At 71.0% G+C, this 17,875-nt stretch carries 20 protein-coding genes and 1 other RNA gene; 13 read left to right on the top strand and 8 right to left on the bottom strand.

Going from position 1 to position 17,875, the window contains the following annotated elements:
- Positions 1 to 10: 10 nt before the first annotated feature.
- Together ACFY16_RS06530 and ACFY16_RS06525 are read right to left on the bottom strand one after the other, a co-directional pair.
- Entirely contained in the window at positions 11 to 727 is a 717-nt protein-coding gene (locus ACFY16_RS06530) for an ABC transporter permease (RefSeq protein WP_390645934.1), read from the bottom strand.
- Positions 727 to 1,629: an ABC transporter ATP-binding protein gene (locus tag ACFY16_RS06525; protein ID WP_390645933.1), complete on the bottom strand. Its 903-nt coding sequence runs from the start codon at positions 1,627 to 1,629 to the stop codon at positions 727 to 729. The genes ACFY16_RS06530 and ACFY16_RS06525 overlap by 1 nt, the downstream gene beginning before the upstream one ends.
- Before the next feature lie 358 nt (positions 1,630 to 1,987).
- On the opposite strand from ACFY16_RS06525, the gene ACFY16_RS06520 reads away from it, so the two are divergent.
- From ACFY16_RS06520 to ACFY16_RS06510, 3 genes are all read left to right on the top strand, one after another.
- Entirely contained in the window at positions 1,988 to 2,902 is a 915-nt protein-coding gene (locus ACFY16_RS06520; protein ID WP_390645932.1) for a MaoC/PaaZ C-terminal domain-containing protein, read from the top strand.
- Positions 2,903 to 3,109: 207 nt separating this feature from the next.
- Positions 3,110 to 4,186 carry a Zn-dependent alcohol dehydrogenase gene (locus ACFY16_RS06515; protein ID WP_390645931.1) on the top strand — a complete coding sequence of 359 codons (1,077 nt, stop codon included), beginning with the start codon at positions 3,110 to 3,112 and terminating at the stop codon, positions 4,184 to 4,186.
- 78 nt (positions 4,187 to 4,264) lie between these two features.
- Positions 4,265 to 5,221, top strand: a complete 957-nt coding sequence (locus tag ACFY16_RS06510; RefSeq protein WP_390645930.1) for a 3-oxoacyl-ACP reductase — start codon at positions 4,265 to 4,267, stop codon at positions 5,219 to 5,221.
- A 168-nt stretch (positions 5,222 to 5,389) separates the two neighbouring features.
- Here ACFY16_RS06510 and ACFY16_RS06505 read toward each other — a convergent pair whose 3' ends face one another.
- Both ACFY16_RS06505 and ACFY16_RS06500 read right to left on the bottom strand, forming a co-directional pair.
- The gene (locus ACFY16_RS06505; protein WP_390645929.1) at positions 5,390 to 5,545 is read right to left on the bottom strand and encodes a hypothetical protein; all 156 of its coding nucleotides are present in this window, start codon (positions 5,543 to 5,545) and stop codon (positions 5,390 to 5,392) included.
- 95 nt (positions 5,546 to 5,640) lie between these two features.
- Entirely contained in the window at positions 5,641 to 6,819 is a 1,179-nt protein-coding gene (locus ACFY16_RS06500) for a hypothetical protein (protein ID WP_390645928.1), read from the bottom strand.
- A gap of 287 nt (positions 6,820 to 7,106) precedes the next feature.
- On the opposite strand from ACFY16_RS06500, the gene ACFY16_RS06495 reads away from it, so the two are divergent.
- The 3 genes from ACFY16_RS06495 (at position 7,107) to ACFY16_RS06485 (ending at position 10,109) form a co-directional block, all read left to right on the top strand.
- A complete protein-coding gene (locus ACFY16_RS06495; protein ID WP_390645927.1) occupies positions 7,107 to 7,973 on the top strand; it encodes a Nif3-like dinuclear metal center hexameric protein in 867 nt (288 codons plus the stop codon).
- Entirely contained in the window at positions 7,970 to 8,713 is a 744-nt protein-coding gene (locus tag ACFY16_RS06490) for a zinc ribbon domain-containing protein (RefSeq protein ID WP_390646108.1), read from the top strand. The genes ACFY16_RS06495 and ACFY16_RS06490 overlap by 4 nt, the downstream gene beginning before the upstream one ends.
- A 94-nt stretch (positions 8,714 to 8,807) precedes the next feature.
- Entirely contained in the window at positions 8,808 to 10,109 is a 1,302-nt protein-coding gene (locus tag ACFY16_RS06485) for a bifunctional RNase H/acid phosphatase (RefSeq protein ID WP_390645926.1), read from the top strand.
- Here the strand turns inward: ACFY16_RS06485 and eda are convergent.
- Positions 10,084 to 10,773: a bifunctional 4-hydroxy-2-oxoglutarate aldolase/2-dehydro-3-deoxy-phosphogluconate aldolase gene (eda, locus tag ACFY16_RS06480; RefSeq protein ID WP_390645925.1), complete on the bottom strand. Its 690-nt coding sequence runs from the start codon at positions 10,771 to 10,773 to the stop codon at positions 10,084 to 10,086. The genes ACFY16_RS06485 and eda overlap by 26 nt on opposite strands.
- Positions 10,774 to 10,881: 108 nt before the next feature.
- Positions 10,882 to 11,682, bottom strand: coding sequence for a peroxide stress protein YaaA (gene yaaA / locus ACFY16_RS06475; protein ID WP_390645924.1), 801 nt, complete (start codon positions 11,680 to 11,682; stop codon positions 10,882 to 10,884).
- Positions 11,683 to 11,857: 175 nt separating this feature from the next.
- Between yaaA and ACFY16_RS06470 the strand changes: the two genes are divergently transcribed.
- The 5 genes from ACFY16_RS06470 (at position 11,858) to rnpB (ending at position 15,078) form a co-directional block, all read left to right on the top strand.
- A complete protein-coding gene (locus ACFY16_RS06470; protein WP_390645923.1) occupies positions 11,858 to 12,292 on the top strand; it encodes a DUF4260 family protein in 435 nt (144 codons plus the stop codon).
- Positions 12,285 to 12,809, top strand: coding sequence for a TetR/AcrR family transcriptional regulator (locus tag ACFY16_RS06465; protein WP_390645922.1), 525 nt, complete (start codon positions 12,285 to 12,287; stop codon positions 12,807 to 12,809). The genes ACFY16_RS06470 and ACFY16_RS06465 overlap by 8 nt, the downstream gene beginning before the upstream one ends.
- 27 nt (positions 12,810 to 12,836) lie before the next feature.
- Positions 12,837 to 13,664, top strand: a complete 828-nt coding sequence (locus ACFY16_RS06460) for a helix-turn-helix domain-containing protein (protein ID WP_390645921.1) — start codon at positions 12,837 to 12,839, stop codon at positions 13,662 to 13,664.
- Positions 13,665 to 13,683: 19 nt separating this feature from the next.
- Positions 13,684 to 14,658, top strand: coding sequence for a DMT family transporter (locus tag ACFY16_RS06455; protein ID WP_390645920.1), 975 nt, complete (start codon positions 13,684 to 13,686; stop codon positions 14,656 to 14,658).
- Between the two features lie 18 nt (positions 14,659 to 14,676).
- Positions 14,677 to 15,078: RNase P RNA component class A (gene rnpB / locus ACFY16_RS06450), an RNA gene on the top strand.
- An 82-nt stretch (positions 15,079 to 15,160) separates the two neighbouring features.
- Here the strand turns inward: rnpB and ACFY16_RS06445 are convergent.
- Positions 15,161 to 15,661, bottom strand: coding sequence for an ATP-binding protein (locus tag ACFY16_RS06445; protein WP_390645919.1), 501 nt, complete (start codon positions 15,659 to 15,661; stop codon positions 15,161 to 15,163).
- A 143-nt stretch (positions 15,662 to 15,804) separates the two neighbouring features.
- Between ACFY16_RS06445 and ACFY16_RS06440 the strand changes: the two genes are divergently transcribed.
- Together ACFY16_RS06440 and ACFY16_RS06435 are read left to right on the top strand one after the other, a co-directional pair.
- Complete coding sequence (locus ACFY16_RS06440; protein ID WP_390646107.1) at positions 15,805 to 16,662, top strand: helix-turn-helix domain-containing protein; 858 nt, start codon at positions 15,805 to 15,807, stop codon at positions 16,660 to 16,662.
- Positions 16,659 to 16,853 carry a DUF397 domain-containing protein gene (locus tag ACFY16_RS06435; protein ID WP_390645918.1) on the top strand — a complete coding sequence of 65 codons (195 nt, stop codon included), beginning with the start codon at positions 16,659 to 16,661 and terminating at the stop codon, positions 16,851 to 16,853. Before ACFY16_RS06440 ends, ACFY16_RS06435 begins: the two co-directional genes overlap by 4 nt.
- 246 nt (positions 16,854 to 17,099) lie before the next feature.
- Here ACFY16_RS06435 and ACFY16_RS06430 read toward each other — a convergent pair whose 3' ends face one another.
- Positions 17,100 to 17,693 (bottom strand): hypothetical protein, encoded by a 594-nt coding sequence (locus ACFY16_RS06430; RefSeq protein ID WP_390645917.1) that lies wholly within the window; start codon positions 17,691 to 17,693, stop codon positions 17,100 to 17,102.
- Positions 17,694 to 17,875: the final 182 nt, after the last annotated feature.

Below are 17,875 nucleotides of genomic sequence, written 5' to 3'. Positions count from 1 at the left end.
TCTCCCCCGATCAGACGTTTCCCGCACTGCGGCGGTACGAGAACACAGCGTACGAACCGAACAGCAGCAGCCAGGCCGTCAGTACGAGCATCGCGCCGGGCGTGGGAGCGTGGCCGTCGGCGACGGACCTGCCGAGCTGGGCGAAGCGGTTGGTGGGGGTGTACGCGGACAGGGAGCGCAGCCAACCAGGGAACACGGCGACCGGGAACCACAGGCCGCCGACCACCGCGAGACCCAGGTTGCACACCATGTTCGCCACGCCCGTCGTCTGCCCGGTCAGCCGGTAGCCGTTGCCCAGGCCGAGCAGCGTGAAGGGGATCGAGCCCAGCCACAGCAGCACCGCGATCGCCGCCCACTGCCAGACCGCCAGCCGTACGCCGTTGACCAGGCCGCCCGCCGCGAGCACCGCGACGAGCGCCGGGAGCACGGTGACCGAGCCGGTCAGCGCCCGGCCGGTGACGACCTCGCGCGGGGTCATCGGGGTCACCCTCAGCTGCCGCAGCCAGCCGATCGCCCGGTCCTCGGCGACCCCGCCGCCGGTGTTGAGGGCGGAGCCGACCGCACCGTAGGCGGCCATGCCGACCATGGAAACCGTCTTCCAACTCCGGTCGTTCTCGCCGAGGTTGGTGAAGAGCAGGTACATCATCACCGGCATCGCGATCCCGCCGATCACGAAGCCGGCGTCGCGCAGCGTCCGGCGTACCTCGAGCCGCAGGTAGTCCCACATCACACCGTCTCCTTCGCGCGTGACGTCAGGGCCAGGAACGCGTCGTCCAGCGACGCCGGTACGACCTCCAGGCCACGTATCGCACCCAGTTCCGCCAGCGCGATCACCGTCGCGTCGGAGTCTTCGGAGCGCAGCAGCGCCCGTTCCCCGCGGACCTCCACCGAGCGCACGCCAGGCAGCAGGGACAGGCCCTCGGTGCCGCGGCCGGCCAGGTCGAAGGAGACCAGGTTGCCGCCCGCCGCCCGCCTGAGCTGCTCGCCCGTGCCGTCCGCGACGATCCGGCCGCGGTCGACGACGAGGATCCGGTCGGCGTGCGCGTCGGCCTCCTCCAGGTAGTGGGTGGAGAACAGGACGGTGTGGCCGCGGCGGGCATGTCCGCGCATCGAGCCCCAGAAGGCGTGCCGTGCCTCCACGTCCAGGGCCGCGGTCGGCTCGTCGAGGACGATCAGCGCGGGGTTCCCGGCCAGCGCCACCGCGAACCGCACGCGCTGCGCCTGGCCGCCGGACAGCCGGTCGACGCGCCGCCCGGCCAGCTCGGCGATACCGGCCAGCTCCAGGGCCTGCCCGACGGGCATCGGTGCCGGGTAGCGGCCGGCCACGAAGGAGACCAACTCGCGGACCGTGACCCGGGGGACGGCCCGCGCCTCCTGGAGCATGGCGCCCACCAGGCCCGCACGCACGGCCCGCTCCGGAGGGCCGCCGAACAGTTCCACTCTGCCCGCCTCGGGTTCGTACAGCCCGAGCAGCAGTGCGATCGCCGTGGACTTCCCGGCTCCGTTGCGCCCCAGCAGCGCGACCGTCTCTCCGCGCGCGATCTCCAGGTCGAGCCCGTCGACGGCGCGTACCGCGCCGAAGGCCTTGACCGCCCCCGTGAAGGACACGGCCGGTTGCGTCTGTGTCATGCCGTCGACGTTACGGACCGGGGTGCCCGCCGGGCAGATGCGCTTGTACGGACTCGGGCAGGACAAATGTCATTGCCCCCGGATGTCACCGGTATCAACGGTATCGACGGTGTCACTGGTGTCACCGGTGTCACTGGATCCGAAGCTGACACTCCGTCAGGAGGCTTCACAAGTGCTGGGGCCTGGGCTATACAGGGGTTCGCCGTGCTGGAACGCGTTCTAGAACTGGCGGGTTCCGTGGCTCCGTGACGACCTCGGTGCGGCCGACGGTGCGGACGGCCGTACCGAGGTCTTTCCCGCCGTCCCCGCCGGCCGTCCCTGTCAGCCGCCAGTGTCAGCCGTCACCCTCAGGAGTCCCATGCCCATCGACGCAGCCAAGGCACTCGCCGCCGAACCCCGCATCGGCGAGATCACCTGGGACAGCAAGGACGTCCTGCTCTATCACCTCGGCATCGGCGCCGGCGCGAATCCTGACAAAATCAGCCCCGCCACCGACCCCGACGAGCTGCGCTACACCCTGGAGTCCCGGCTGCACGTCCTGCCCAGCTTCGCCACCGTCGCCGGTGCCGGCAAGCCCGGCGTGATCGGCGGACTGTCCATGCCCGGCGTCGACGTCGAACTGGCCCGCGTCCTGCACGGCGGGCAGTCGCTGACCATCCACCGCCCCATTCCCGTCCAGGGCACCGCGACCGCCACCGGCCGGATCGCCGCCGTGTACGACAAGGGCAAGGCCGCCGTCCTGGTCATGCGCACCGAAGCCGCCGACGCCGACGGCCCGTTGTGGACCAACGACGCGCACATCTTTGTACGCGGGGAAGGCGGCTGGGGCGGCGACCGCGGCCCGTCCACGCGCCTCGACCCCCCGGCCGGCCCACCGGACCAGGTCGTCGAACGACCCGTCCGCGAGGACCAGGCCCTCCTCTACCGCCTCTCCGGCGACTGGAACCCGCTGCACGCCGACCCCGAGTTCGCCAAGGTCGCCGGCTTCGAGCGGCCCATCCTGCACGGCCTGTGCACCTACGGCATGACACTGAAGGCGGTCGTCGACACGCAGCTCGGCGGCGATGTGACCCGGGTCCGCGCGTACGCCGCCCGCTTCGCCGGGGTCGTGTACCCGGGCGAGACCCTGCGCATCCGCATGTGGCGGCAGGGGGACGGGGAGACCAGGGTCGTCGTGAACGCCGTCATGGGGGTCCCCCCGCTCGAGCGAAGCCGAGAGCGGGGGAGGGACGACGCGCCCGTCCTCGCCGACACCGTCGTCCAGCACTCCTGAGCCCACCGTCTGAGTCCGCCTGTCCGAGTTCGGCCCTTTGAGTCCTACGCACCGGAGTGCACCGTCTGAGTCCGCCCGTCCGAGTGCACCATCCGAGTCCGCCCATCCGAGTCCACCACCTGAGTCCGCCCCTGAGTCCCACGCACCGGAGTGCATCCGTCTGAGTCCACGTACTTGAGCCCGCCCACCGTCGAGGGGAGCCGCACCATGCGCGCAGCCGTACTGCAGGAGATCGGCCAGGACAAGCTGGAAGTCCTCGACGACGTCGAGGCGGTGGGCTTCGGCCCCGGCAGGGTGAGGATCCGGGTGCGGGCCACGGGGCTGTGCCACTCGGACCTGTCCGCGATGAGCGGGGTGCTGCCGCAGCCCGCGCCGTTCGTGCCCGGGCACGAGGGCGCGGGCGAGATACTCGAGGTCGGTGAAGGCGTCGGCCATCTCGAGCCCGGAGACCGGGTCGTGGTCTGCTGGCTGCCGGCCTGCGGCGCCTGTCCGGCCTGCAAGCGCGGCCAGACCGAACTGTGCCTGGCCGGGTTCATGAACGCCGGCACCCCCAACTTCAGGCGCCCCGGCGGGGACGTCTTCGGCTTCGCGGGCACCGGTACCTTCACCGAGGAGGTCGTCGTCGACGCCGGGTGCGCGGTCCCGATACCCGACGACGTGCCCTTCGACATAGCCGCCCTCATCGGCTGCGGTGTCACCACCGGACTCGGCGCTGCCCTCAACACGGCGGACGTGGCGGCAGGTTCGTCGGTCGCCGTCATCGGGTGCGGGGGAGTGGGCATCTCCGCGATCCAGGGGGCGCGGCTCAAGGGCGCCGCCGAGATCGTCGCCGTCGACCCGGTCGCCGCCCGCCGCGAGGCCGCCCTCAGGTTCGGCGCCACGAAGGCCGTCTCGCCGGACGAGTTGCCGGGCGCCAAGCAGCAGGTCACCGGCGGTGAGGGCTTCGACTACGTCTTCGAGGTCGTCGGCAGGTCGGCCACCGCCCGGGCGGCGTACGAGAACACCCGGCGCGGCGGCACACTCGTCGTCGTCGGCGCGGGAGCCATGGACGACCACCTCCAGCTCAACATGTTCGAGCTGTTCTTCGACGAGAAGCGCATCCTGCCCTCGATGTACGGCGGCGGAGACGTCCAGCGTTCGTACGAGCGCACCATCGCCCTGTGGCGGGCCGGCCGCATCGACCTGGCGGGCCTGATCACCCACCGGGTACCGCTGGCCGAGATCAACGAGGCCCTGGACCAGATGCGCACGGGAACGGCCCTGCGCACGTGCATCGAGATCTGAACCACCTGTACCGAAGGGGACTCTGAACCCACTTGCGGTGAAGGGCGCTCTGAACCCACCTGTAGTGAAGGGGACTTGATGTCACTGTCACCGCCACTGCCACTCGAGGGACGGTCCGCGGTCGTCACCGGCGCCGGCCGCGGACTGGGCCGGGCCGAGGCGCTGGAGCTCGCCCGGCTCGGCGCGGCCGTCGTCGTCAACGACTACGGGCAGCCGGGGCGGGACGGCTCCGGCACGGCCTCCGCCGGTCCCGCCGAGGATGTCGCCGCGGAGATCCGGGCGGCGGGGGGACGGGCCCTCGCCCACACCGGGGACGTCGCCGACTTCGAACAGGCCCGTGCGCTGGTGGAGTCGGCGGTCGGGGAGTTCGGGAAGCTGGACATCCTGGTCAACAACGCGGGCATCCTGCGCGACCGGATGGTCTTCTCGATGTCCGAGGAGGAGTGGGACTCCGTGATACGGGTCCACCTCAAGGGTCACTTCAACACGACCCACTTCGCGGCCGCGCACTGGCGGGAGCGGTCGAAGGCGGCGGGCGGGCCGGTGTACGGGCGGATCGTGAACACCTCGTCGGAGGCGTTCCTGGCCGGCTCGGCGGGACAGCCCAACTACGCGGCGGCGAAGGGCGGAATCGTCGGCCTGACCACCTCCACGGCCCTCGCCCTGGCCAGGTACGGCGTGACGGCGAACGCGATCTGCCCGCGCGCCCGCACCCGCATGACCGAGGACGTCTTCGTCGGAGCGGGATTCGAGCCGCCGGCCGAGGGCCTCGATCCGCTCGCCCCCGAACACGTCGCCCCGCTCGTCGGTTACCTGGCCTCGCCGGCTGCCGAGCGGATCAACGGGCAGTTGCTCGTCGTCCACGGCGGCATGGTGGCGATCGTGGAACGTCCCCGCGTCCAGGCCAAGTTCGACAGCAAGCAGGACACCTTCACGTACGACGAGCTCGACGCCCTGCTCACCCCGCACTACGCGGACCGTCCGCAGGGGGAGACGTTCGCGGCGGCGGAGGTACTGGGGCTGAGGCGCCGGTAGAGAGCAGGGAAGCGGGAAGCAGAGCAGCTGGGAAGCAGAGCAGCCGGGAGGCAGAGCAGCCGGGAGGCAGAGCAGCTGGGAGGCAGAGCAGCCGGGAGGCAGAAAAGCGGAAGGGGCCCGCACGCCGGCTGACTGCCGGCCGACGTGCGGGCCCCTTCCTGCGTACCGTCAGGCAGCCGCTTCGGCTTCCTCGGCCGGCCTGCGGTGGCGGCCGTGAGGGGCCGTCTCGCCGTCCTGCGCCGCGACCGGACCGCGGTGCCTGCCGTGGCCGGAGTCCTCCCAGGTGTCGGAGGACAGCGGCTGCGTCGTGCTTGCGTCGCTCATCGGAAACTTCACCCCGTCAACATGATCCTTCTTACAGCCGGGCGAGTCTAACCAACCCACCTCGGGCCGAATCCAGGCGGCCACGCCAACCGGCACTACTTCGTTACAAGACGTCCCAGCGGTGCTTGCTGCAAGGGCACAGGGCGCGGTGCGACCGGCTGCGGAGGTTCCGGTTCCGGAGGTTTCTCCGGCTCCACCGTCGCCGTCGCCGTCGGCACCGTCGCTGTCGGCAGGGCCACCGTCGTCGGAGCCGCGGGCACCGCCACCCCCGCCACCCCGCACGGCACCGCCTCCGTGGCATACGGCAGCCGCAGCACACCCTTCGGCGTCCACAGCCCGGCGCCGGCCAGCCATCCCTCGGGCGCCGCGAGATGGTGCACCTGCCGCTCGGCGGGCCGCCACACACCGACCCAGCTGCCGAGCGGCCCGTCGACGCGCAGCGCCACCGCGCAGCTCTCCGGCATCAGCGCCTGCCCCGGCTGGCTCGCGAACGGTGTCACCGTGCACTCCGGCACCCGCAGGCACTCCGGGAAGCGCACCGGCAGCATGCTCCCCAGGACCCCCCAGCCCAGCCGGCCCTCACCCGGGGTGGGCGCGTCCGAGCGGATCAGCAGCAGCCCGCTGTCCGGGTCGGCGAGCAGCACCCGGTCGTCGCTGTGAGCCGCGATCTGCAGCAGCGGCGACACCTCGCCACCGCGCTCCAGGTCCACCACGACCGCTTTGGTCCGGCCGCCCGCCTCCCGGTTCAGGGCCAGCATCCGCCCCGCACGGTCCAGCCACACCCCGCCCGAGCAGCGCCCGGGCAGCTCGGCGAGATGCTCGGGCCCGAAGGCGCCGCCCGCCACCAGCCACACGGCCGTGGAGCGCCGGCCCACGGCGAGGGCGTACGCCCGCTCGCCGCCCGGAGCCGGGGGCAGCAGCCGCAGCCGGCTGTCCTCGGGCGGGCATTCGATCGCCCCCAGGGGCAGCTCACCGGTGCCGGGACCGGTGGGGTAGAGGAGGGAGAAGGTGTGCCGTCCATCCACCAGTCGGTGGATGAGGACCCGTCCGTCCCCCATCGGCTGCACCTCGGTGCCGGGCTCCTCCGGCTGGTGGCCCGGCAGCGGCACGGCGTACGGCTCGGGGCCGTCCAGTGTCCAGCGCTCCGGGAACCAGGAGTGGCCGTCCCGCGCGAGGCGTGCCGCGTAGGAGCCGTCCGCCGTGATCGTGCAGCCCGCCAGTGGCGCACCGTCGTCCTCGTCGGCTGCCGAAGGTTCGATCGCACAGGCCGTCATCGTTCGGTCACCTCCGGCGACGAAGCTAGTTTTCGTACGCACGGACGTGGGACCGCCCAGCGGTCACTTCACACATAAGGATGGCGAAGAAGCGATTCTCCTGAGCAAACCGGGACCGATGTGCTGAGCAGACCCGGGACCTATGTGCTGAGCGGTAATGGTCCCGTGTGCGCAGTGGTGGTGGTCCCGTGTGCTGAGTGGCAGCGGTCCCGAGCGGCGCGGGCGCAGCCGGCACAGCACGGCACAGCCGGTACAACCGGGCAGAACGGCCAGGTAGCCTTGCTCCCGTGCCCCGTCTGTCTGAAGTCATCGCCGCGCTGGAGAACCTGTGGCCCGCCGCGCGGGCCGAGTCCTGGGACGCGGTCGGCACCGTCGTGGGCGACCCCGACCAGGGGGTCTCCCGGGTCCTGTTCGCCGTCGACCCGGTCCAGGAGATCGTCGACGAGGCGGTGAAGCTGGGCGCCGACCTGCTGGTCACCCACCATCCGCTCTACCTGCGCGGTACGACGACGGTCGCGGCCTCCACCTTCAAGGGCCGCGTGGTGCACACCCTCATCAAGAACGACGTCGCGCTGCATGTGGCCCACACCAACGCCGACACGGCCGACCCGGGAGTCAGCGACGCGCTCGCCGGAGCGCTCGACCTGCGTGTCGTACGTCCGCTCGTGCCGGACCCCACCGACCCCGAGGGCCGTCGCGGACTGGGCCGCGTCTGCGAGCTGGACCATCCGCTGACGGTCCGCGAGTTCGCCGCCCGCGCCGCCGAACGGCTGCCCGCCACCGCGCAGGGCATCCGCGTCGCCGGTGACGCCGAGGCGATCGTCCGCACGGTCGCCGTGAGCGGTGGTTCCGGAGACAGCCTCTTCGACCACGTACGCGCGGCCGGCGTCGACGCCTTCCTCACCGCGGACCTGCGCCACCACCCGGCGTCGGAGTTCATGGCGGATCGCGCCCACAGTCCTCTCGCGCTGCTCGACGCGGCGCACTGGGCCACCGAGTGGCCCTGGTGCGAGCTGGCCGCCACGCAGCTCGACGAGATCTCCGACCGGAACGGATGGGACCTGCGGGTCCACGTCTCGAAGACGGTCACCGACCCCTGGACCGCCCACGCGGCGTCCGCCGCCACTTCTGACCCACTGGGAGCCCCCAACTGAACGCCGCGCCCGCCGACCAGATCCGACTCCTCGACGTCCAGGCACTCGACGTCCGCCTCCAGCAGCTCGCGCACAAGCGGAGGTCGCTGCCCGAGCACGCCGAGATCGACTCGCTGACCAAGGACCTCACGCAGCTGCGCGACCTCCTGGTGGCCGCGCAGACCGAGGAGAGCGACTGCGCCCGCGAGCAGACCAAGGCCGAGCAGGACGTGGACCAGGTCCGCCAGCGCGCCGCCCGTGACCAGCAGCGCCTCGACTCGGGCGCCGTCACCTCCCCCAAGGACCTGGAGAACCTCCAGAAGGAGATCGTCTCCCTCGCCAAGCGGCAGGGCGACCTCGAGGACGTCGTCCTGGAGGTCATGGAGCGCCGCGAGGGCGCTCAGGAGCGGGTGGGCGAACTGACCGAGCGGGTCAGCTCCGTCCAGTCGAAGATCGACGACGCCACCGCGCGCCGGGACGCCGCCTTCGGGGAGATCGACGGCGAGGCCGCGTCGGTCACGAAGGAGCGCGCGGTCATCGCCGGTTCCGTCCCCGCCGACCTGCTGAAGCTCTACGACAAGCTGCGCCAGCAGCAGGGCGGCATCGGCGCGGCCAAGCTGTACCAGCGCACCTGCCAGGGCTGCCGCCAGGAGCTGTCGATCACCGACTTCAACGAGGTCCGCGCGGCGGCGCCCGACAAGGTCGTCCGCTGCGAGAACTGCGGCCGCATCCTGGTGCGCACGTCCGACTCCGGCCTGTAAGGCGCGGTAGTGGGCGGCGGCAGCCGGTAAGAGCCGGCAAGGGCCGGTAAGAGGCAGTAGGAAGCGGTAAGGGGCGGGGTAAGGGGCTTTGGGCGTGCGGGAGTTCATCGTCGAGGCCGACGGCGGTTCCCGGGGCAACCCGGGACCCGCGGGCTACGGTTCCGTGGTGATCGACGCTGCGACGGGGGAGACCCTCGCCGAGCGGGCCGAGTACATCGGCGTCGCCACGAACAACGTGGCCGAGTACCGGGGCCTGCTGGCCGGCCTGCGCGCCGCCCACGAACTCGACCCGTCCGCCAGGATCCGCGTCCGCATGGACTCCAAGCTCGTCGTCGAGCAGATGTCGGGCCGCTGGAAGATCAAGCATCCCGCCATGAAGCCGCTTGCGGCGCAGTCAGCGCAGGTGTTCCCGTCGGGACAGGTCACCTACGAGTGGATCCCACGCGAGCAGAACAAGCACGCGGACCGGCTGGCGAACGAGGCGATGGACGCGGGCAAGCGGGGCGAGCAGTGGGTGGCGTCCGCCTCCACGGCGGAGCTGGACGCCCGCGCGTCGAGGCATGCGGCACCCGAACCCGAGGGCCCGCCCGGAGACGCCGCCGCGGGCGCGGCGAAGGCACGGGCGGCGCTGGCTGCCCACGATCGTGCCGCGAAGGCCGACGCCGACGTCCGTGCCGCCCGTAGCGTGGCCACGCCCGCGTCCACGCCTGCGCTGAGGTCCGCGCCTGCGCCCTCGCCCACGTCCTCCCCCGGCTGGGCTCCCGCTGACATGGGGGCCCCGGCGACCTTCGTACTGCTCCGGCACGGGGAGACCCCGCTGACCCCGCAGAAGCGGTTCTCCGGGAGTGGCGGTACCGACCCGTCCCTCTCCGACGTCGGGCGGGAGCAGGCCGAGCGGGTCGCGGCGGCGCTGGCCCGGCGTGGCACGATCCAGGCGATCGTCGCCTCCCCCCTCGCCCGCACCCGCGAGACCGCCGGGGCCGTCGCCGCCCGTCTCGGCCTCGACGTCACCATCGACGAGGGGCTCCGTGAGACCGACTTCGGTGCCTGGGAGGGCCTCACCTTCGGCGAGGTCCGGGAGCGCTACCCGGACGACCTGAACGCCTGGCTCGCCGACCCGGAGGCCGAACCGACCGGCGGTGGCGAGAGCTTCGCGGCGACCGCCACCCGGATCGCCGCCACCCGCGACAAGCTCGTCGCGGCGTACGCGGGCCGCACGGTGCTGCTGGTCACCCACGTGACCCCGGTCAAGACATTCGTACGGCTCGCCTTGGGCGCCCCGCCGGAGTCCCTGTTCCGCATGGAACTGTCGGCCGCCTCCCTGTCGGCGGTGGCGTACTACGCGGACGGCAACGCCAGCGTGCGGCTCTTCAACGACACGTCCCACCTGCGCTGAGGGCCGCCGCCGCCCGGGCCAGCCGCTCCACCCGGTCCCAGTCCCGCGCCGCCAGCGCGTCCGCCGGGACCATCCAACTCCCGCCCACGCAGCCGACGTTGGGCAGTGCCAGGTACTCCGGCGCGGACGCCGGACCGATCCCGCCCGTCGGGCAGAACCGCGCCTGCGGCAGCGGCCCGGCCAGCGACTTCAGATAGGCGGTTCCCCCCGCCGCCTGCGCCGGGAAGAACTTCATCTCCCGCACCCCGCGCTCCAGCAGCGCCACGACCTCCGACGTGGTCGACACCCCCGGCAGGAACGGCATCCCGGACGCCCGCATCGCCGCCAGCAGTACGTCCGTCCAGCCCGGGCTCACCAGAAAACGCGCCCCGGCCGCCGCGCAGGCCGTCACCTGCTCCGGCGTGATCACCGTCCCCGCCCCGACCACCGCGTCCGGCACCGCGTCGGCGATCGCCCGGATCGCGTCGAGGGCGGCCGGCGTCCGCAGCGTCACCTCGATCGCGGGCAGCCCACCCGCGACCAGGGCCCGGGCCAGCGGTACGGCGTCGGCGGCGTCCTCGAGAACGACGACAGGCACGACGGGCGCGAGATCCAGTACCGATACGGATTCCGATACCGATACCGATTCCGAGGCAGCCGAAGAGGAGGGCAGCGGTGAGGTCATGGCCTCATCCTGCCCGCGTGATGCAGCATGCGCAAAGAACGTTGCACATACTGCAACGCGTCTACGAAGGCATCTACGGAAGGCGCCACGGAAGGTGTCTACGGAACCTCAGTGGATCTCCGTCACCACCACGTCCAACGCCCACGGCTTCCCCGTCTTCGCGGGCGCCTCCGCCTCCACCACGTATCCGAGGTCCCGCAGCGCCTCCACCAGCTCGGCCGGGTCCTTCGGCGCGATCCCCGCGGCCAGCAGGTCGCGCACGATCCGCCCCTTGGTCGCCTTGTTGAAGTGGCTGACCACCGACCGCTTCTCCACCCCGTCCACAACCTGGGAGTGCAGCACGCGCACGGTCGCCGTCCGCCCGGCGACCTCGCCCTTCGGCTTCCAGGCGGCCGCGTACGCCGACGACCGCAGGTCCAGCACCAGCCCGTCCCCGGCAGCCTCGGGCAGCGCCGACGCCATCGGCGTACGCCAGTGCGCGCCCAGCGCCCCGAGCCCCGGCAGCTTCACGCCCATGGAGCAGCGGTAGGAGGGGATCCGGTCCGTCACCCGCACCGCGCCCCACAGCCCCGAGAAGACCAGCAGGGAGCGCGCGGCGCGCTTCTTCGCGGCCGTGTCGAGGGAGGCGAGGTCGAGGGCGTCGTAGAGGACGCCCGTGTAGATCTCCCCGGCCGGACGCGCGCCCGCCGTCCGCAGCTCCACGTTCTTGGCGATCTCGCCCCGCAGGCCCTCGCTCAGCCCGAGCACCTCACGCGCCTTCTCCTCGTCGCCGGCGCACAGCTCGGCCAACTCGTCGAGCACGGCCGCCCGGGCAGCGTTGAGCCCCGGCAATGACAGCGACTCCGGCTTCAGCGGGGCGCCGCGGCCGGAGGAGGCCTTGCCTTCGGAAGGCGGCAGCAGGACAAGCACGCGTACTCCTTCTGTAGAGCTCCGCGCCAGCGTACGGCGTGACGTTGGCACTCTTGACGGCTAACGCCGTTAGCCGTACGTTTTGGCTAACGGCGTTAGCGAGCACGCCCGGCGGCCTCAGGAGGCAGAAATGAGCACGGTCACGAACCCTGTTACGAGCCCTGTCACGAGCCCGGTGACGAGCACCACCCCCGCCGGCTCCGACAGTTCCACCCGCTCCACCCGCTCCACCCTCACGGTCGTTCGCCGCGCCGCCTGGCTCGCGAACGCCCTGTTCTGGTCCGCCTTCGCGGTCCTGGAAGCCGTCAACCACGGTTGGCTCGCGGGCACGCTCGCGCTGACCTTCCTCGTCCTGCCGGACCTGACCTTCCTGGTCGCCCTCGACGACGCGCCCCGCATGGCGAAGGGGCAGCTCGCACCCCGGGCGGTGCCGTACTACAACGCCATGCACCGCGCCCTGGTCCCGCTCGCCCTCATGGCGCTCTACACCGTCACGCCCGTGGCCTGGGCCCCGGCCTTCGCGGCCCTGTGCGGCTGGCTCGCCCACATCTCGTACGATCGCGCCTTCGGCTACGGACTGCGCACGAAGGAGGGCTTCCAGCGTGACTGAGCGACTGACGCCCAGGGCGAAGGAGATCGTGACGGCCGCCCGGGAACTCCTCGAGGAGTCCGGGCCCGCCGCCCTCACCATGCGGACCCTCGCCGACCGCCTCGGCATCAAGGCCCCGTCCCTCTACAAGCACTTCCCCGACAAGCAGGCCGTAGAGGTCGAGCTGATCGCCCAGATGCTGGAGGAATCGGCGGCGGCGCTGGAGGCCGCGGAAGAACGCGAGCCCGCCTCCCTTCCGGCGCTGGCGGCGGCGTACCGGACGTACGCCCTCGCCCACCCCCACCTCTACTGCCTCGGCACCGAACGCCCCCTGCCCCGCGCCGCCCTCCCGCCCGGCCTGGAGGACCGGGCGGCGATGCCGCTGATGCGGGCGTGCGGGGGAGAAGTGGACCTGGCCCGATCCGTCTGGGCCTTCGCACACGGCATGGTCATCCTGGAGATCCACGGCCGGTTTCCCGACGACGCGGACCTGGAGGCGGCATGGAAACGCGGCCTCCAGACGTTGCACCACCCATAGCCATCAGGGCGAACACGGGGGTGTCGGGTGAGTGAGCAGGCTTTGTGGACACGGGCGCGCCTGGGCCGCTGCGGACCGCCCCTCGACCTCCTGACCGCCCGCTTCGACAAACACGTCTACGCCCCGCACGCCCACGACGAGTTCACCGTCGGCGTCTGCGTCGGCGGCTCCGAGATCATCGACTACCGCGGCGGCCACATCCGCACCGGCCCGGGCTCCATCGTCGTACTGGCCCCGGGCGAGATGCACACCGGCGGCCCGGGAAACGACACCGACGGCTACGCCTACCGCGCCCTCTACGCGGCCCCCGGCCTGCTCACCGACGGCACCCTCGGCCCAGGCCTCCCGCACTTCCGCGACCCCGTCGTCGACGACCCCGAACTGGCCGCCGCCCTACGCCTCACCCACACCGAACTCAGCACCTGCCCCGACCCGCTGGAGACCGAGTCCCGCCTGCCCTGGCTGCTCACGGCCCTAGCCCGCCGCCACTCCACGGCCCGCGCGGCCGACGACACCGTCCCCGGCGCCCACCACATCGCCCACACCGTCCGAGACCGTCTGGCCGACGAGTTGGTGGAGCCGCCCTCCCTGGCCGATATGGCCGCCGACCTGGGCCTGTCCCGCTATCAGCTCCTACGGGCCTTCCGTACGACGATGGGGATACCGCCCTACGCCTGGCTCGCCCAGCACCGGGTGACCCGCGCCCGCGGCCTGCTGGAATCCGGACTGCGCCCGGCCGAGGTCGCCCCCCTCGTGGGCTTCGCCGACCAGGCGCACCTCACCCGCTGGTTCCGCCGGGTGCTGGGGGTGACCCCGGCGGCGTACCGCAACAGCGTTCAAGACACCCGGTACTGACCGGGCCGAGACTCGCCGTATGACTGCACGCGGCTGGTTCCTGTTCTCCCTGATGGGAGTGGTCTGGGGCATCCCCTATCTGCTGATCAAGGTGGCGGTGGAGGACCTCTCGCCATCCATGGTGGTGTTCACACGCTGTGCGCTCGGCGCGCTGCTCCTGTTGCCCTTCGCGATCCGCCAGGGCGGCCTGATCCGCACCGTACGGGCGCACTGGGCGCCCATGCTGGCCTTCGCGTGCATCGAGATCATGGGCCCCTGGTTCACGCTGACCGACGCCGAGCGGCACCTGTCGAGCTCCACAGCCGGCCTGCTGATTGCGGGCGTCCCGATCGTCGGCGTCCTGGTGGCCCGCTTCTTCGGCGACACGGAGGTGCTGGGCATACGCCGGATCGTCGGCCTCACCCTCGGCCTGGCCGGCGTCGGCGTCCTCACCGTCCCGCACCTGACGGGCGGCGACGCCCGCTCCCTCGCCGAGGTACTGCTCACGGTGATCGGCTACGCCACGGCCCCCCTGATAGCCGCCCGCCGCCTGAAGGACGTCCCCACCCTCCAGCTCATCACCCCCTGCCTGACCCTGACCGCCCTGGTCTACGCCCCCGCAGCGGCAGCCACCTGGCCCTCGTCGACCCCGTCCGCCGAAGTCCTCGCGTCTCTCGCGGCCCTCGGCGCCATCTGCACGGCCGTCGCCTTCGTCGCCTTCCTCGAACTGATCAAGGAGGTCGGCCCGACCCGCTCGACGGTCATCACGTACGTCAACCCGGCGGTAGCGGTGGCGGTCGGGGCCCTCTTCCTGGACGAACGCCTCACGGCAGGCATCGTGGCCGCCTTCCTCCTGATCCTGGTGGGCTCGGTACTGGCGACGGCGGCCGGACCGAAGAAGGACTCGGACTCCGGCCCGGTACTGCGCCGAACCGGGGGAAGCAGCACCCGACAGCGGCGGCTGCGCCGCGGGCCGGACACCTGGCCGGACCGAGACGAGGCGCGCGCCCGGTAACATGGTCCACACGGCAGACGAGCCGGGCGGACGGCCGCGTGGAGTCCCTTAGGGGGCTTCCCGAGGAACGTCCGGGCTCCACAGGGCAGGGTGATGGCTAACGGCCACCCGGGGTGACCCGCGGGACAGTGCCACAGAAAACAAACCGCCGAGAGCTCCGGCTTTCGGTAAGGGTGAAACGGTGGTGTAAGAGACCACCAGTGCCCAGGGCGACCTGGGCAGCTAGGTAAACCCCACCCGGAGCAAGGTCAAAAGGAAACACCCCGGTGTTTCTGCGCGGACGTTCGAGGGCTGCCCGCCCGAGTCCGCGGGTAGACCGCACGAGGCCGGCGGCAACGCCGACCCTAGATGGATGGCCGTCTCCCCGGCCGCCGCGAGGCGACCGGGCGACAGAACCCGGCGTACAGCCCGACTCGTCTGCCTTCTCCAAGTAGGAGCAGGTCCCCGTGGACGTGAGAAGCCCGTCGTCGACCGTGTAGATCACGATCGCCGCCTTCCACAATCAGCGTGCCGCCTCAGCCTCCGGTGCCGGAACGGCCCCGGTTGAGGACTGAGAGAGGGGTGCGGAAGCAGCGAGCACAGGCTGAGGAAGACCGATCTCCGCCCACACGACCTTGCCGGACGGCGGCCATGGATCACTGCCCCACCGAGCGGCCAGGGCGTCTACGAGCAGCAGCCCGCGCCCCGTCTCGGCGGTAGGACTCGCGGTACGACGGCCCAGGGGCAGGCGGTCACCCCGTGAGTCGGCCACTTCGATACGGAGTGTGTCCGACGCCTCGACAGTGAGCGTGAGCCTGAACCCGCGCCCCCTCACGCGCCCGTGCGCGACAGCATTCGCCGCCAACTCGGCGACGACCAACGCCACGGACTCGCTCACCGCGCAGCTCGGCGGCCAGCCCCACTCGTCGAGTTGCTGCACAGCCAGGAGCCGAGCAAGGCGGGCGCCGCGAGGCGTGGCACTGAGGAGTTGGGCGAAGTGGTGGGTGGAGATTTCTGACTTCATGTCACTGAGCGTGGCCGCCCCGCTCTACCCTGACCAGGAAATCCTTCGGTACGCAGGGTGTGTGTACCGGTACGGACGGTGTCCTGTACGGGGTGTCGGCCGTGACCTGGTGGGGTGTGTTGTTCGGCAGGGCGGGTGTTGAAATGACGGTGACGGAGCAGCAGGACACGCACGACGATGGCGAGCAGGCCAGCGACCTGAACCGAGCAATCGGCAAGCAGGTCAGGGTACTTCGGGAGCGGGCGGGGCTCACTCAGAGGGAGTTGGGAGACCGCCTCGGATACAGCGAGGACCTGATCTCGTCGCTTGAGCGGGGGAGACGGACGCCGCAACGGGAGTTCCTGGAGTCGGCTGATGAACTACTGAACGCCGGCGGGTTGTTGAAGGCCACGATTGAGGACGTGGAGCAGGCCAAGGCGAGGGCGAGGGTCAGACACCCAGCTTGGTTCAAGGATTATGCGCGCTTGGAGCGCGAAGCGGTCGAGATCAACTTCTACAACAACCACGACGTCCCAGGTCTTTTGCAGACGGAGCGGCGGACCCGAGCGCTGTACGAGATGCGCAAGCCGTTGCTGGACGAGGAGACCATCGAGCAGCGGGTGACCTCTCGGATGGCTCGGCAGGTGATTCTGCCCAGTTGGCCTCCGCCCATGGTCACCGCCGTCATTGAGGAGGTGGTGTTGCGGCGCCCCCTTGGCGGGCGGGAGGTCCACGGTGAGCAGCTGGAACACCTGCTCAAGCTCGGACGCATGCGGAACGTGGAGCTCCAGGTGATGCCGACGGACCGCAGTGAGCATGCGGGGATGGGCGGTTCGTTCGTTCTCCTCACGCCGAAAGGGAAAGCCCAGCTGGGATACACCGAGGCGCAGAACTCCAGCCGACTGATCACCGCCCCTGAAGAAGTACGTATCCTGGCCGCACGGTACGGCAGCATCAGGGCCCAGGCTCTCACCATGCGGGAGTCCCTCGCCCTGATCGAGGACTTGCTGGGGGCACGATGAGCACTGCGGAACCTGCGCGACTTGCTTGGTTCAAGAGCAGCCACAGCGGCAACGAGGGCGGCGAGTGCCTCGAAGCCGCCGTCACCGCCGACACCATCCACGTCCGCGACTCCAAGATCCCTGCGCGCGCCCAACTGGCCTTCCGACGCCCGCAGTGGGCCGCCTTTGTAGACTTCGCGGCCGGACACTGACGTACCGAGGGGCTATGCACGAGCGGTTCGTAGCCCCACCGCATGCCCGCAGATCAGTCGAGTACCAACTGCTGGCCCAGAGTGACTGTCCGCCGCGCGGCAACGGCCTCCTTCCGCGCCAACGCCCGCGACCCGAAACGCCCGCTCGCACTACTCGGCCTCACGTGATCACGAACCGGACATCGCGCGACTACGCCGAAGCCCTGACGAAGGGTCCGGTCGACGACCGGACCCAGCGGTCAGAGGTCAGTCGGGAACCTTGATGTTGTCGACCGTGACGCTGTCAGGAGCACCTGGGATGGGGATCCAGACGTCAGTCAAGGAGAGCGACAGCAACCGAGCTTGCGGCTGGACAAAGTCGTCGAGTTGAATCACTCCGGTGACAAAGCGGCCAGCCGGTACCTGCCCGGGAAATGGACTGTCGGGGTCGCACTGATACGTATGACCGGTGTCGTCGTTGACGGTGCAGGTAATATACAGCGGAATGTGGATGGCCTTGGGGTAGCCGTTGTCCACTCTGACGTGCAGGAGGATAAGGCCCGCCTCGATCTCGACCTCCTGCACGGTGACCTTGACTGAGCCGCGTTGTTGGTACCAGTTCCCCTTCAGCGTCTTGTTGTTGCTCACCTGCGAGGCCGTGGCGCCGCCGCCGTCCTGCCCGGTGGAGCTGTTGCTGTCGCCCTGCCCGGTGGAGCCGTTGCTGCCGCCAGGGATTGTCGGTGAGACCGGCGCCTCCGGCTGGACATGCGACTTGTCGTCGTGCGTGTAAAGCCACGGAATCAATGCGCCCAGCACAGCCGCCACGATGCCGCCGATTACCGTGATCCAGACCGCGCGCAATCCTGTGCCAGACCGACCGCCGTCACCGTCTCCTCTCCCGTCCGGCTCGCCATCCCCGTCCCCGCCGCCACCGTTACCGGGCTCTCCCACTGACGTCGACACGTGACTCCCCCACCCAGCGTTTTCGGTACACCCCCCTGGGGCAGCCGCTGCCCCAGCCATCTGGCTTTACCCGCCGTGGG

The organism is Streptomyces sp. NPDC001315, from assembly GCF_042896175.1.
GTDB lineage: Bacteria > Actinomycetota > Actinomycetes > Streptomycetales > Streptomycetaceae > Streptomyces.
The sequence above is the reverse complement of the archived record's forward strand: the minus strand, read 5'-3'. Positions and strand labels throughout refer to the sequence as shown.

Bases quoted from the DNA above. Each gene is read 5' to 3' on its own strand.
- eda (WP_390645925.1), bottom strand. From the start codon at position 10,773: ATGACCTCACCGCTGCCCTCCTCTTCGGCTGCCTCGGAATCGGTATCG.
- ACFY16_RS06500 (WP_390645928.1), bottom strand. From the start codon at position 6,819: ATGACGGCCTGTGCGATCGAACCTTCGGCAGCCGACGAGGACGACGGT.
- ACFY16_RS06520 (WP_390645932.1), top strand. From the start codon at position 1,988: ATGCCCATCGACGCAGCCAAGGCACTCGCCGCCGAACCCCGCATCGGC.
- ACFY16_RS06505 (WP_390645929.1), bottom strand. From the start codon at position 5,545: ATGAGCGACGCAAGCACGACGCAGCCGCTGTCCTCCGACACCTGGGAG.
- ACFY16_RS06515 (WP_390645931.1), top strand. From the start codon at position 3,110: ATGCGCGCAGCCGTACTGCAGGAGATCGGCCAGGACAAGCTGGAAGTC.
- ACFY16_RS06440 (WP_390646107.1), top strand. From the start codon at position 15,805: ATGACGGTGACGGAGCAGCAGGACACGCACGACGATGGCGAGCAGGCC.
- ACFY16_RS06435 (WP_390645918.1), top strand. From the start codon at position 16,659: ATGAGCACTGCGGAACCTGCGCGACTTGCTTGGTTCAAGAGCAGCCAC.
- ACFY16_RS06445 (WP_390645919.1), bottom strand. From the start codon at position 15,661: ATGAAGTCAGAAATCTCCACCCACCACTTCGCCCAACTCCTCAGTGCC.
- ACFY16_RS06525 (WP_390645933.1), bottom strand. From the start codon at position 1,629: ATGACACAGACGCAACCGGCCGTGTCCTTCACGGGGGCGGTCAAGGCC.
- ACFY16_RS06530 (WP_390645934.1), bottom strand. From the start codon at position 727: ATGTGGGACTACCTGCGGCTCGAGGTACGCCGGACGCTGCGCGACGCC.
- ACFY16_RS06510 (WP_390645930.1), top strand. From the start codon at position 4,265: ATGTCACTGTCACCGCCACTGCCACTCGAGGGACGGTCCGCGGTCGTC.
- ACFY16_RS06455 (WP_390645920.1), top strand. From the start codon at position 13,684: ATGACTGCACGCGGCTGGTTCCTGTTCTCCCTGATGGGAGTGGTCTGG.